The 14,032-nt window shown below is 66.1% G+C and carries 11 protein-coding genes; 10 read left to right on the forward strand and 1 reads right to left on the reverse strand.

Going from position 1 to position 14,032, the window contains the following annotated elements; translation table 11 throughout:
- Positions 1–10 precede the first annotated feature (10 nt).
- The 7 genes from JYG37_RS08300 (at position 11) to JYG37_RS08330 (ending at position 9,545) form a co-directional block, all read left to right on the forward strand.
- Positions 11–1,588, forward strand: coding sequence for a transglycosylase SLT domain-containing protein (locus tag JYG37_RS08300; RefSeq protein ID WP_050015195.1), 1,578 nt, complete (start codon positions 11–13; stop codon positions 1,586–1,588).
- Positions 1,589–1,747: 159 nt separating this feature from the next.
- The gene (locus JYG37_RS08305) at positions 1,748–2,965 is read left to right on the forward strand and encodes an MFS transporter (protein ID WP_080334309.1); all 1,218 of its coding nucleotides are present in this window, start codon (positions 1,748–1,750) and stop codon (positions 2,963–2,965) included.
- Positions 2,966–3,330: 365 nt separating this feature from the next.
- Complete coding sequence (gene carA, locus JYG37_RS08310; protein ID WP_050015197.1) at positions 3,331–4,476, forward strand: glutamine-hydrolyzing carbamoyl-phosphate synthase small subunit; 1,146 nt, start codon at positions 3,331–3,333, stop codon at positions 4,474–4,476.
- Positions 4,477–4,513: 37 nt separating this feature from the next.
- Positions 4,514–5,173 (forward strand): leucine efflux protein LeuE, encoded by a 660-nt coding sequence (leuE, locus tag JYG37_RS08315; RefSeq protein ID WP_176016675.1) that lies wholly within the window; start codon positions 4,514–4,516, stop codon positions 5,171–5,173.
- A 49-nt stretch (positions 5,174–5,222) separates the two neighbouring features.
- The gene (gene carB, locus JYG37_RS08320) at positions 5,223–8,477 is read left to right on the forward strand and encodes a carbamoyl-phosphate synthase large subunit (protein ID WP_050015201.1); all 3,255 of its coding nucleotides are present in this window, start codon (positions 5,223–5,225) and stop codon (positions 8,475–8,477) included.
- Between the two features lie 118 nt (positions 8,478–8,595).
- The gene (greA, locus tag JYG37_RS08325) at positions 8,596–9,072 is read left to right on the forward strand and encodes a transcription elongation factor GreA (protein ID WP_006476345.1); all 477 of its coding nucleotides are present in this window, start codon (positions 8,596–8,598) and stop codon (positions 9,070–9,072) included.
- 14 nt (positions 9,073–9,086) lie between these two features.
- A complete protein-coding gene (locus JYG37_RS08330; protein ID WP_050015203.1) occupies positions 9,087–9,545 on the forward strand; it encodes a DUF4149 domain-containing protein in 459 nt (152 codons plus the stop codon).
- 68 nt (positions 9,546–9,613) lie between these two features.
- Here the strand turns inward: JYG37_RS08330 and JYG37_RS08335 are convergent, their stop codons facing one another.
- The gene (locus JYG37_RS08335) at positions 9,614–10,141 is read right to left on the reverse strand and encodes a YhbY family RNA-binding protein (protein ID WP_213346009.1); all 528 of its coding nucleotides are present in this window, start codon (positions 10,139–10,141) and stop codon (positions 9,614–9,616) included.
- Between the two features lie 193 nt (positions 10,142–10,334).
- Here JYG37_RS08335 and JYG37_RS08340 point away from each other — a divergent pair, with 193 nt between their 5' ends.
- The 3 genes from JYG37_RS08340 (at position 10,335) to folP (ending at position 14,029) form a co-directional block, all read left to right on the forward strand.
- Positions 10,335–10,997 (forward strand): RlmE family RNA methyltransferase, encoded by a 663-nt coding sequence (locus tag JYG37_RS08340; RefSeq protein ID WP_050015207.1) that lies wholly within the window; start codon positions 10,335–10,337, stop codon positions 10,995–10,997.
- A gap of 166 nt (positions 10,998–11,163) precedes the next feature.
- The gene (ftsH, locus tag JYG37_RS08345) at positions 11,164–13,059 is read left to right on the forward strand and encodes an ATP-dependent zinc metalloprotease FtsH (RefSeq protein ID WP_050015209.1); all 1,896 of its coding nucleotides are present in this window, start codon (positions 11,164–11,166) and stop codon (positions 13,057–13,059) included.
- A 76-nt stretch (positions 13,060–13,135) separates the two neighbouring features.
- Positions 13,136–14,029, forward strand: a complete 894-nt coding sequence (gene folP / locus JYG37_RS08350) for a dihydropteroate synthase (protein ID WP_143328868.1) — start codon at positions 13,136–13,138, stop codon at positions 14,027–14,029.
- The last annotated feature ends 3 nt before the right edge of the window (positions 14,030–14,032 follow it).

Below are 14,032 nucleotides of genomic sequence, written 5' to 3' on the forward strand. Positions count from 1 at the left end.
AGAGATTTTCATGCGACTTATATTGAGTGCGATGGTGGTGCTGCTACTCGCCGCTTGTGCGAGCCAGCCCCCTGTCGCCAACACCGCCGCCGATCCGCAGGCGACGTCCAACTACCTCCGTAAATCAGCCACCGCCAAAGAAACTGTCGACGTCGACAAGCAATCCGTCGGCGACCTGACCACGGCAGACTCCGATCTTTGGGCGCGCATCCGCCGCGGCTTCCAGATGCCCGACCTGCAGAGCGATCTGGTCGACATGCAGACGACCTGGTATACGCAGCGTCCCGATTACGTGCAGCGCATGACCGAGCGCTCGCAGAAGTACCTGTACCACATCGTCGAGGAACTCGAGGCGCGTCACATGCCGACCGAGCTCGCGCTGCTGCCGTTCATCGAGTCCGCGTACAACCCGCAGGCGCTGTCGGTCGCGAAGGCGGCCGGCATGTGGCAGTTCATGCCCGGCACCGGCCGCACGTACAACCTGAAGCGCAACATGTGGCAGGACGAGCGCCGCGACGTGCTCGCGTCGACGAGCGCCGCGCTCGACTACCTGTCCCGCCTGCACGACATGTTCGGCGACTGGTATCTGGCGCTGGCCGCGTACAACTGGGGCGAAGGCAACGTGCAGCGCGCGATCGCGCGCAATCAGGCGGCCGGCCTGCCGACCGACTACCAGAGCCTGCGGATGCCGAACGAGACGCGCAACTACGTGCCGAAGCTGCAGGCGGTGAAGAACATCATCGCGAGCCCGCAGCAGTACGGCCTCGCGCTGCCCGATATCCCGAACCATCCGTATTTCGTGACGGTCACGACGTCGCGCGACATCGACGTGGCGGTGGCCGCGAAGCTCGCGAACCTGCCGCTCGACGAATTCCGCTCGCTGAACCCGTCGTTCTCGAAGCCCGTGATCCTCGGCGCGACCGAGCCGCAGATCCTGCTGCCGTTCGACAACGCGTCCGCGTTCGAGAAGAGCCTGAAAGCCTACAACGGCCAGCTGTCGTCGTGGACCACCTACACGGTCAGCGAGCGTGCACGCCCGGCCGCGATCGCCGAGAAGATCGGCGTCGACGCCGATACGCTGATGTCGGTCAACAAGATTCCGGCCGGCATGCGCCTGAAGCCGGGCTCGACGATCGTCGTGCCGCGCGGCGATGACGACGACGAGGACATCAGCGCCGACGTCGCCGAAAACGGCGCGCTCGCGATGGAGCCGGACGTTCCCGATACGCGCAAGATGCTGATCCGCGTGCGTCGCAAGCAGTCGATGGCGGCGCTCGCCGGCCGCTACGGCGTGTCGGTCGGCCAGTTGAAGGCGTGGAACCGTACGCACCGCGATCTCGTGATGCCGGGCCAGGCGCTCGTGCTGCACGTGCCGGTCGGCCGTTCGGTGCCGGCGGAACCCGGTCCGGAGCGGATCGCGACCTCAGCCGCCGGTGCGCACATCGAGCGCGCGAGCCTGGCGGTGGGCGGCAAGTCGCATGGTGGCAAGCGCAGCGTCGCCAAGTCGTCGGCGAAGTCGGCGAAGGCTGCCGCTCCTGTGAAAGCCGCGCCGGCCAAGACCGCCGCGCACAAGGGCAAGAAGAAGTAAGCGCGGCCGTCGCGCGCGGCGCAGCGGCCGGTGAGGCCCGGACGATTGCGCTATCATCCGACGAATTCGACGAAACGCCGTCACCGAGGTGACGGCGTTTTCGTTTGTGCGCGGCGCGTCGGCGCTGCGTCGCGCGTCTTCATCCAACAAGGAGAAGCGATGTCGTCGGTGCAGGTGAGGGTGCTCGCGCTGTTTTCGGTCGGGTATTTCGTGTCGTACGTGTTTCGCGGCGTCAATCTGGGCTTCGCGCCGTTCGTCACGCACGAGCTCGGGCTGTCGGCCGCCGATCTCGGCCTGCTCACCAGCCTGTATTTCCTCGGCTTCGCGGGCGCGCAGATTCCGGCCGGCGTGATGCTCGACCACTTCGGCCCGCGCCGCGTGACGGCCGGCATGCTGCTGTTCGCGGCGGCCGGCGCGGCCGTGTTCGGCGCGGCGCACGGCATCGGCATGATGATGGTCGGCCGGCTGCTGATTGGTGTCGGCGTGTCGGTGTGTCTCGGCGCGGCGTTCAAGGCGCTCGCGCAGCATTTCCCGGTCGGCCGGCTGCCGCTCGTCAATGGCCTCGTGATGGCCGTGGGCGGCCTCGGCGGCGTGATGGTCGGCTCGCCGCTGACCTGGCTGCTCGGCTGGGCGAGCTGGCGCGCGATCTGTTTCGGCCTCGCGGTGCTGACGGTGATCGTCGCGGCGTCGATCGGCTTCGGCGCGCCCGACGCGCAGCAGGCGCGCCACCAGGGCGGGCTCGTCAGCCAGTTCAAGGGCACGTGGCACATCCTGACGAGCCGCGCGTTCTGGAAGATTGCGTCGTTCTCCGTCGTCACACAGGGCGTGTTCTACGCGATGCAATCGTTGTGGGTCGGGCCGTATCTGCGCGATGTCGGCGGGTTCGACGCGCCGCATGCCGCACGCCTCGTGTCGGTGCTCGGCTTCGCGATGATGGCCGGCTGCGTTGGCTTTGGCGCGGCGGCGCGCGTGCTCGAGCGGCGCGGCGTGTCGGTTTACGCCACCTGCGGCATCGGCATGGCGCTGTTCGTCGCGACGCAGCTCGCGATCGTCGCGCGCGTGCCGTTGTCGCCCGCGATGCTGTGGGCCGCGTACGGAATGTTTGGCGGCGTGGGCATCCTGACCTACGCGGTGATGGCCGGACATTTTCCCGCCCATCTGATCGGCCGCGCGAACACCACGCTCACGCTCGTGATCTTCCTGCTGATCTTTGCGTTCCAGATCGGCGTTGGCGCGGTGCTATCGCACTGGCCGGCGGTCGACGGCCGTTATCCGGCGGCCGCCCACTTCACCGCGTGGGGCGTGCTGCTCGCGCTGCAGCTCGCGAGCGCGGTGTGGTACGTGTGGCCCGCGCGCGGGACTGGTCAAGCGCACTGATCCGGCGGTACGCTGGCGGGTAGGGCGGCCGCGGAAACGGGGCCGTAGCACGGTGCGCTGCGCCGCCGGACGCGGCGCACACACGATCGGATGGCCATATCCATTGAAGATAGGCCCATTTTCAGGCTATAATTTGAAAGTTTGTGCTGATCAACCTCGCACCCTAGCGCCTACCTCATTCATCCCGTTCATCCGCCGCACGCCGCCTGCCGGGCGATGCCGCGAAGCCTCGTGCGCCACGCGCCGGGTTCGCGTCTCGACAACGCAGGCCGCGTCCAGCTAGCGACCGCGCGCGCCCACGCAGCGCGGCGCTTGCGCGGCAGGGTAAACAGGTCGGCAGCAGGGTGTTCCCCAAGGAGCCTCCCGTGTTGCCGTCTTTTTCTCCCGCCTTGCTTGCACTCGCCGACGGCACGGTCTTTCGTGGTTATTCGATCGGGGCCGAAGGCCATACGATCGGCGAAGTCGTGTTCAATACCGCGATCACCGGCTATCAGGAAATCCTGACTGATCCGAGCTACTCGCGCCAGATCGTCACGCTCACCTATCCGCATATCGGCAACGTCGGCGTCAACGCCGAAGACGTCGAAGCCACGAAAGTCCATGCCGCCGGCCTGATCATCCGCGATCTGCCGACGCTCGCATCGAACTTCCGCATGGACCGCACGCTCGGCGATTACCTGCGCGACGAAGGCGTCGTCGCGATCGCCGGCATCGACACCCGCAAGCTGACCCGCATCCTGCGCGACAAGGGCGCGCAGAGCGGCTGCATCCTGACGGGCTCCGACGACGAAGCGAAGGCGATCGAGCTCGCGCGCTCGTTCGAGGGCCTTGCCGGCATGGATCTCGCGAAGGTCGTGTCGACCACCAAGCCGTTCGAGTGGAAGCAGACGGAATGGCGTCTCGAAGGCGGCTACGGCATGCAGGAGTCGCCGAAGTACCGCGTCGTCGCGTACGACTTCGGCGTCAAGTACAACATCCTGCGCATGCTCGCGGAGCGCGGCTGCCACGTGACGGTGCTGCCGGCTCAAGCCAGTGCGGAAGATGCGCTCGCGCTGAATCCGGACGGCGTCTTTCTGTCGAACGGCCCCGGCGATCCGGAGCCGTGCGATTACGCGATCGCGGCCACCAAGGCATTCATCGAGCGCGGCGTGCCGACCTTCGGCATCTGCCTCGGCCACCAGATCATGGGCCTCGCGGTCGGCGCGAAGACGCTGAAGATGAAGACGGGCCACCACGGCGCGAACCATCCGGTGAAGGATCTCGGCGACGGCCGTGTCGTGATCACGTCGCAGAACCACGGCTTCGCGGTCGATGCCGATTCGCTGCCGGCCAACGCGCGCGTGACGCACGTGTCGCTGTTCGACGGCACGCTGCAGGGCTTCGAGCTGACCGACAAGCCGGCATTCTGCTTCCAGGGCCACCCGGAAGCGTCGCCCGGCCCGCACGACATCGGCTACCTGTTCGACCGTTTCACCGCGCTGATGGACGCGGCGAAGCAGCGCACCGCTTAACGTCATCGACGCAACCGAAGAACCGGAGATTCGCATCATGTTCGGCCACGCACTCGGCATCACGGATATCTGGACCTACGTGTTCGGCGTGATCTTCATCATCCTGCTGCCGGGGCCGAACTCGATGTACGTGCTGTCGCTCGCCGCGCAGCGCGGCGTGAAGGCCGGCTATCGCGCGGCCTGCGGCGTGTTCGTCGGCGATACCGTGCTGATGATACTGTCGGCCGCGGGCGTCGCGTCACTGCTGAAGGCGAACCCGCTGCTGTTCTCCGTCGTCAAGTACGGCGGCGCCGCGTACCTGCTGTACATCGGCACCGGGATGCTGCGCAGCGCGTGGAGCAAGCTGCGCGCGCGCGGCGATGCGCCGGTCGAGGCGCCGCAGGCGGTCGACGGCGAACGTCCGTTCCGCAAGGCGTTGATCGTGAGCCTGCTGAATCCGAAGGCCATCCTGTTCTTCATCTCGTTCTTCATCCAGTTCGTCGACCCGGCATTCCCGCATCCCGCGCTGTCGTTCGTCGTGCTCGGGGCGATCGCGCAATGCGCGAGCTTCCTGTACCTGAGCACGCTGATCTTCGCGGGCGCGCGGCTCGCCGAGCACTTCCGCCGCCGCCGCAAGCTCGCGGCAGGCGCGGCGAGCAGCGTGGGCGGCCTGTTCATCGGTTTCTCGGTGAAGCTGGCGCTTGCGACCCTGAGCTGAGCGCCGCCGGCCGACCCACGACAACGATTACTTATTGAATTCACAAGCCATGCCAAAACGCACAGACATCAAGAGCATCCTCATCATCGGCGCCGGCCCGATCATCATCGGCCAGGCGTGCGAGTTCGACTATTCGGGCGCGCAGGCTTGCAAGGCGTTGCGTGAGGAGGGCTACAAGGTCGTTCTCGTCAACAGCAACCCGGCGACGATCATGACCGACCCGAACACGGCCGACGTGACCTACATCGAGCCGATCACGTGGGAAGTCGTCGCACGCATCATCGAGAAGGAGCGCCCGGACGCGATCCTGCCGACGATGGGCGGCCAGACCGCGCTGAACTGCGCGCTCGACCTGCACCACCACGGCGTGCTCGAGAAGTTCGGCGTCGAGCTGATCGGCGCGTCGCCGGAAGCGATCGACAAGGCCGAAGACCGCCAGAAGTTCAAGGATGCGATGACCAAGATCGGTCTCGGCTCCGCGAAGTCGGGCGTCGCGCATTCGATGGAAGAGGCGACCCAGGTGCACGCCGAGATCATGGCGCTCACCGGCGGCAGCGGCTACCCGGTCGTGATCCGTCCGTCGTTCACGCTCGGCGGCTCGGGCGGCGGCATCGCGTACAACCGCGAAGAGTTCGAGGAGATCTGCAAGCGCGGTCTCGACCTGTCGCCCACGCGCGAGCTGCTGATCGAAGAGTCGCTGCTCGGCTGGAAGGAATACGAGATGGAAGTCGTGCGCGACCGCGCCGACAACTGCATCATCGTGTGCTCGATCGAAAACCTCGACCCGATGGGCGTGCACACCGGCGACTCGATCACGGTCGCGCCGGCGCAGACGCTCACCGACAAGGAATACCAGATCCTGCGTAACGCGTCGCTCGCGGTGCTGCGCGAGATCGGCGTCGACACGGGCGGCTCGAACGTGCAGTTCTCGATCAACCCGAAGGACGGCCGCATGGTCGTCATCGAGATGAACCCGCGCGTGTCGCGTTCGTCGGCGCTCGCGTCGAAGGCCACCGGCTTCCCGATCGCGAAGGTCGCCGCGAAGCTGGCGGTCGGCTACACGCTCGACGAGCTGAAGAACGAAATCACCGGCGGCCAGACGCCGGCGTCGTTCGAGCCGACGATCGACTACGTCGTCACGAAGATCCCGCGATTCGCGTTCGAGAAGTTCCGCGAAGCCGATTCGCGCCTGACCACGCAGATGAAGTCGGTCGGTGAAGTGATGGCGATCGGCCGCACGTTCCAGGAATCGTTCCAGAAGGCGCTGCGCGGCCTCGAAGTCGGTGTCGACGGCCTCGACGAGAAGTCGACCAACCGCGACGAGATCGCGATCGAGATCCACGAGCCGGGCCCGGACCGCATCTGGTACGTCGGCGATGCGTTCCGCATCGGCATGACGGCCGAGGAAATCTTCGCGGAAACCGCGATCGACCCGTGGTTCCTCGAGCAGATCGAGCAGATCATCCTGAAAGAGAAGGCGCTGTCGGGCCGCACGCTCGCGTCGCTCACGTTCGACGAGCTGCGCTACCTGAAGCAGAGCGGCTTCTCCGACCGCCGCCTCGCGAAACTGCTCGGCGCGACGCCGGAAGACGTGCGCCGCCGCCGCGTGGAACTGAACGTGCGCCCGGTCTACAAGCGCGTCGACACGTGCGCGGCCGAATTCGCGACGAAAACCGCCTACATGTACTCGACCTACGAGGATGAGTGCGAGGCGCAGCCGACCACGAACAAGAAGATCATGGTGCTGGGCGGCGGCCCGAACCGGATCGGCCAGGGTATCGAATTCGACTACTGCTGCGTGCACGCGGCGCTCGCGATGCGCGAGGACGGCTATGAAACGATCATGGTCAACTGCAACCCGGAAACGGTGTCGACCGACTACGACACGTCCGATCGCCTGTACTTCGAGCCGCTGACGCTCGAAGACGTCCTCGAGATCGTCGACAAGGAAAAGCCGGTCGGCGTGATCGTCCAGTACGGCGGCCAGACGCCGCTGAAGCTCGCGCTCGACCTCGAGGCGCACGGCGTGCCGATCGTCGGCACGTCGCCGGACATGATCGACGCGGCCGAAGACCGCGAACGGTTCCAGAAGCTGCTGCAGGACCTCGGCCTGCGCCAGCCGCCGAACCGCACCGCCCGCGCCGAAGACGAAGCGCTCGCGCTGGCCGACGAAATCGGCTACCCGCTGGTCGTGCGCCCGTCGTACGTGCTCGGCGGTCGCGCGATGGAAATCGTCCACGAGCCGCGCGACCTCGAGCGCTACATGCGCGAGGCCGTGAAGGTGTCGAACGATTCGCCGGTGCTGCTCGACCGCTTCCTGAACGACGCGATCGAGTGCGACGTCGACTGCATCTGCGACGGCGAAGCGGTGTTCATCGGCGGCGTGATGGAGCACATCGAACAGGCGGGCGTCCACTCGGGCGACTCGGCATGCTCGCTGCCGCCGTACTCGCTGTCGAAGGAAACCGTGGCCGAGCTGAAGCGCCAGACGGGCGCGATGGCGAAGGCGCTGAACGTGGTCGGCCTGATGAACGTGCAGTTCGCGATCCAGCAGGTGCCGCAGGCCGACGGTTCGAAGCAGGACATCATCTACGTGCTCGAAGTGAACCCGCGCGCATCGCGCACGGTGCCGTACGTGTCGAAGGCGACCAGCCTGCCGCTCGCGAAGATCGCGGCGCGCGCGATGGTCGGCCAGAAGCTCGCGCAGCAGGGCGTGACGAAGGAAGTCGAGCCGCCGTACTTCAGCGTGAAGGAAGCGGTGTTCCCGTTCGTCAAGTTCCCGACCGTCGATCCGGTCCTCGGGCCTGAAATGCGTTCGACCGGCGAAGTGATGGGCGTCGGCCAGACGTTCGGCGAAGCGCTGTTCAAGTCGCAGCTCGCGGCCGGTTCGCGCCTGCCGGAGTCGGGCACGGTGCTCTTGACCGTGATGGACGCCGACAAGCCGAAGGCCGTCGAAGTCGCGCGCATGCTGCACGACCTCGGCTACCCGATCGTCGCGACCAAGGGCACGGCTGCCGCGATCGAAGCGGCCGGCGTGCCGGTGAAGGTCGTGAACAAGGTGAAGGACGGCCGTCCGCACATCGTCGACATGATCAAGAACGGCGAGATCGCGCTCGTGTTCACGACGGTCGACGAGACGCGCCAGGCGATCGCCGATTCGCGTTCGATCCGCATGAGCGCGCAGGCGCACAAGGTCACGTACTACACGACGATGTCGGGCGCGCGCGCGGCCGTCGAAGGCTTGCGCTACCTGAAGGATCTGGAAGTCTATGATTTACAAGGTCTTCACGCTCGCCTAAACTAAGCAGTCAGTTACCTGTCGAAGCAACACGTGCCGCGATTAGGCGGTGTTTCCAGTGCATCGGAAGCGCGCTTAATCGCGGTGATTTTTTTTATAGCCGTTTTTAGCGATTGAGCCGTTTATGAGCACCATTCCGTTGACAAAGCGTGGCGCAGAGCAACTGCGCGATGAATTGCAGCGCCTCAAGTCCGTCGAGCGGCCGGCCGTGATCAACGCGATCGCGGAGGCCCGCGCACAGGGCGATCTGTCCGAAAACGCCGAATACGACGCCGCGAAGGAAAAGCAGGGCTTTATCGAGGGCCGCATCGCGGAACTCGAATCCAAGCTGTCCGCCGCGCAAATCATCGATCCCACGGTGCTCGACGCCGATGGCCGCGTGGTGTTCGCCGCGACGGTCGAACTCGAGGATCTCGAATCGGGCGACACCGTCAAGTATCAGATCGTCGGCGACGACGAAGCCGATATCGATCACGGCCTGATCTCGGTCAGCTCGCCGATCGCGCGCGCGCTGATCGGCAAGTCCGAAGGCGACGTCGCGGCCGTGCAGGCGCCGAGCGGCGTGCGCGAGTACGAGATCATCTCGGTCAGCTACATCTGAAGCGGGGCGACGTGATGCCGCATCGCGTGTTCCGTCTGCTGTCGGCCGTGTGGGTCGGCAGCCTGCTGACGATCGGGTATGCGGTCGCGCCTGTCCTGTTCAAGACGCTGGAGCGGATGACGGCCGGTTCGGTCGCCGCCCAGCTGTTCCGCATCGAGGCGATCCTCGGCGTCGTGTGCGGCGTGCTGCTGCTCGCATTGTCGAATCAGCAGGTGCGGCGCGGCAGCACCGAATATCGCCGCGTCCGCTGGATCGTCGCCGCGATGGTCGTGTGCGTGCTGGTCGGGTATTTTGCGCTGCAGCCGTTCATGAACGCGCTGCGGGTGGCCGCGATGGATGCGGGCACCGATATCGCGAATTCGCCGTATGCGAGCCGCTTCGGGATGCTGCACGGCGTGTCGAGCGTGTTCTATCTCGTCGAAAGCGTGCTGGGGCTGATGCTGGTCTGGCGTCTGCCGGCGCGCGACGCCTGAGCGCCGCGCCGCCGCGCGTTGCGCGACGACGGGCAGGGCGGCACGGGAATCCGTGCCGCACGGGCGTCTTACTTGTCCTGGAACGGCCGCTTCGTGCTGGCCTGGCGCTTTTTCGCGCGCTTCACGGTGCCGCCTGCCGTCACGCGTTCGTTGCCGCGCACCGTGACCTTGACCGGCCTCGGGCGGCGCACGGGGCTCGCGTTCGGCGACACCTTGACGACCTTGACGGTGCGCGGTGCACGGCCTTTCTTGTCGTCGACGGCTTCGGCCGCGCTCGGCAGCGCGCCGGCACGCCGGCCGCGGGACGGGGCCGCCACCGCGGCCTCGGGCTTCCAGATCACCAGCAGCTTGCCGATGTGCTGGATCGGCGCCGCGTTCAGGCGGTTGCAGATCTCGTCGTAGATCGCGATGCGTTCGTCGCGTTCGTCGCCGAACACGCGGATCTTGATCAGCTGGTGCGCGTCGAGGTGCACCTTGATTTCCTTCAGCACGGCGTCGGTCAGCCCTTCGGCGCCGATCAGCACGACGGGCTTGAGCGCATGGGCCTGGGAGCGCAGCGCGGAGCGCTCGGCGGGAGAAAGCGAAAGGGCGGGCATGGAAATGTCGAAATCTAAATAAGGGCGCGCTGACTGAAAAGCGATCGCGGGACGTTACCGCGTCAGCCGTGCGCCGAAACCACGTAAAATCGCGGCTTGGGCCTGAAAAGGGGCCGCAGCCGCGCGAAGAAGACGCGTATTATCCGCTAAAAGCGCGGCTTCACGAAGCAATGGGCAGCAATCTCTCTCTCGAATGGCAAAAAACCGCTTCAACCAGCACTGGCTGCACGACCACATCAACGACCCGTACGTCAAAATGGCGCAGCGGGAGGGCTATCGCGCGCGCGCCGCGTACAAGCTGAAGGAAATCGACGAGCAGGACAAGCTGATCCGTCCGGGCCAGGTGATCGTCGATCTCGGCGCCACGCCGGGCAGCTGGAGCCAGTATGCCCGCAACAAGCTCGCGCAGGGCAGGAAGCGCGATGCGGAGCGCGAAGGCGGCATCGACGGCACGATCGTTGCGCTCGACATCCTGCCGATGGAGCCGATCGCCGACGTCCACTTCCTGCAGGGCGACTTCCGCGAGGACGACGTCCTCCACCAGCTCGAGGAAGTGCTCGAAGGCCGCGCGGTGGACCTTGTTATTTCGGACATGGCCCCCAACCTCTCCGGCGTGGCCTCGGCGGACGCGGCGCGCATCGAGCATCTCTGCGATCTGGCGCTCGAATTCGCGCAGAACCATCTGAAGCCGGACGGTGCGCTGCTCGTGAAGTGCTTTCACGGCAGCGGCTACAGCCAGATCGTCGAGAAGTTCAAACAGCAGTTTAAGGTTGTCGCGCCGCGCAAGCCCAAGGCATCCCGCGACAAATCGTCCGAAACGTTCATTTTGGGTCGGCAGCTGAAGCATCCGCGCTGATGCGGAACGCGATGCCGCAAACGGGCTCCGGCCCTTGCCGGACAAGCGAAGCGCTATCGCGGCGGTTGTCAATGCTTATGGCAGGGGTGGTCGGACTGGATTAGAATGACCGAGGGGCGCCGCAAGGAAAATGTAGGCGCTCGTCTACGAGTGAAGGAGTGGTGCTTTGAACAACAATATGTTTTCGAAGGCAGCGGTGTGGCTGGTGATCGCACTGGTGCTGTTTACGGTGTTCAAGCAGTTCGACAAGCCCCGCGTCCAGGAAGGCGTGTCCTATTCGCAGTTCATGGACGACGCCAAGAATGGCAAGGTCAAGAACGTCATCGTTCAGGGGCGCAACCTCACCGTCACTCCGGCTGATGGCCAGAAATACCAGATCGTGTCGCCCGGCGACATCTGGATGGTCGGCGATCTGATGAAGTACGGCGTGCAGGTCAGCGGCAAGGCCGACGACGAGCCGAACGCGCTGATGTCCGCGCTGTACTACCTCGGGCCGACGATCCTGATCATCGTGTTCTGGTTCTACATGATGAGGCAGATGCAGGGAGGCGGCAAAGGCGGCGCATTCTCGTTCGGGAAATCGCGTGCGCGGCTGATCGACGAGAACAACAACGCGGTGAACTTCTCCGACGTCGCGGGCTGCGACGAAGCGAAGGAAGAAGTGTCCGAGCTCGTCGACTTCCTGCGCGATCCGCAGAAATTCCAGAAACTGGGCGGCCGCATTCCGCGCGGCGTGCTGCTGGTCGGCCCGCCGGGTACCGGCAAGACGCTGCTGGCCCGCGCGATCGCGGGTGAAGCGAAGGTGCCGTTCTTCAGCATCTCGGGTTCGGACTTCGTCGAAATGTTCGTCGGCGTCGGCGCGGCCCGTGTGCGCGACATGTTCGAGCAGGCGAAGAAGCATGCGCCGTGCATCGTGTTCATCGACGAAATCGACGCGGTCGGCCGTCATCGCGGCGCCGGCATGGGCGGCGGCAACGACGAGCGCGAACAGACGCTGAACCAGATGCTGGTCGAGATGGACGGCTTCGAGGCGAACTCGGGCGTGATCGTGATCGCCGCCACCAACCGTTCCGACGTGCTCGACAAGGCGCTGCTGCGTCCGGGCCGTTTCGACCGCCAGGTCTATGTCGGCCTGCCGGACATCCGCGGCCGCGAGCAGATCATGCGCGTGCACCTGCGCAAGGTGCCGATCGCGAACGACGTCGACGCGGCGGTCATCGCACGCGGCACGCCGGGCTTCTCGGGCGCCGATCTCGCGAACCTCGTGAACGAAGCTGCGCTGTTCGCCGCCCGTCGCGGCAAGCGCATCGTCGAGATGCAGGATTTCGAGGACGCGAAGGACAAGATCTTCATGGGTCCGGAGCGCAAGTCGGCCGTGATCCGCGAGGAAGCGAAGCGTGCAACCGCATACCACGAGTCGGGTCACGCGGTGATCGCGAAGCTGCTGCCGAAGGCCGACCCGGTGCACAAGGTCACGATCATCCCGCGCGGTCGCGCACTGGGCGTCACGTGGCAGCTGCCGGAGCATGACAACGAGACGTATTCGAAGGATTACCTGCTCGACCGCCTCGCGATCCTGTTCGGTGGCCGGGTGGCCGAAGAGTTGTTCATGAACCTGGTCAGCACCGGCGCATCGGACGACTTCAACAAGGCCACGCAGACCGCGCGTGCGATGGTTGCGCGGTTCGGCATGACCGACGCGCTCGGGCCGATGGTTTACGTCGACGACGAGAACGATGCGTCGCCGTTCGGCCGCGGCTTCACGCGCACGATCTCGGAAGCGACGCAGCAGAAGGTTGACTCGGAAATCCGCCGCGTGCTGGACGATCAGTACAACCTCGCGCGTCGCCTGCTCGAGGAGAACCGCGACAAGGTCGAGGCGATGACGGCCGCGCTGATGGAGTGGGAGACGATCGACGCCGATCAGATCAACGACATCATGGAAGGCCGTCCGCCGCGCTCACCGAAGAGCTCGCCGGCTGTCGGCGGCGATTCGTCGGGCGGCGGCAGTGCCGAGGTCAAGCCCGGCAGCGCGCCGGCGCCGGCGACGCCGGCGGCATAATCTCCGCTTTAGCACCGTTCACGGGCTGGTGTGGCTTCACACCGGCCCGTTTTGCATTCATCCACGCCCGTTGCTCGTGTCCGATTCCGCAGTGTCCCCGTTCATTCCCGCGCCGCTCCAGTGCGGCCGCTTCGAACTGACGTTCGAACGTCCGCTCGTGATGGGCATCCTCAACGCCACGCCCGATTCGTTCTCCGACGGCGGCCGCTTCCTCGCGCGCGACGATGCGTTGCGCCAGGCCGAGCGGATGATCGCCGACGGTGTGGACCTCATCGACATCGGCGGCGAATCGACGCGCCCCGGCGCGCCGCCGGTGCCGCTCGACGAGGAGCTCGCGCGCGTGATTCCGCTCGTCGAGGCGCTGCGGCCGTTGAACGTGCCGCTGTCGATCGATACGTACAAGCCGGCCGTGATGCGCGCGGCGCTGGCCGCCGGCGCGGACCTGATCAACGATATCTGGGGGTTCCGCCAGCCGGGCGCGATCGACGCGGTGCGCGACGGCAACAGCGGTCTGTGCGCGATGCACATGCTCGGCGAGCCGCAGACGATGCAGGTCGGCGAGCCCGACTACGGCGACGTCGTGACCGACGTGCGCGATTTCCTCGCCGCGCGCGCGCAGGCGTTGCGCGACGCGGGGGTGGCGGCGGAGCGGATCTGCGTCGATCCCGGTTTCGGGTTCGGCAAGGCGGTCGTCGACGACAACTATGCGCTGCTGGCCGCGTTGCCGGACACGGCGCCCGCGCGGCCCGACGGGCGCGCTTATCCGATTCTCGCGGGCATGTCGCGCAAGTCGATGCTCGGCGCGGTGATCGGAGGCAAGCCGCCGATGGAGCGCGTCGCGGCGAGCGTGGCGGCCGCGTTGTGCGCGGTCGAGCGGGGCGCCGCGATCGTGCGCGTGCACGACGTCGCGGCGACGGTCGATGCGCTGAAAGTATGGAATGCCGTGCGCGCAGCCGCGCGGCAACGATAAGCA

Source organism: Burkholderia sp. LAS2, from assembly GCF_018417615.1.
In the GTDB taxonomy this organism is placed as follows: domain Bacteria; phylum Pseudomonadota; class Gammaproteobacteria; order Burkholderiales; family Burkholderiaceae; genus Burkholderia; species Burkholderia sola.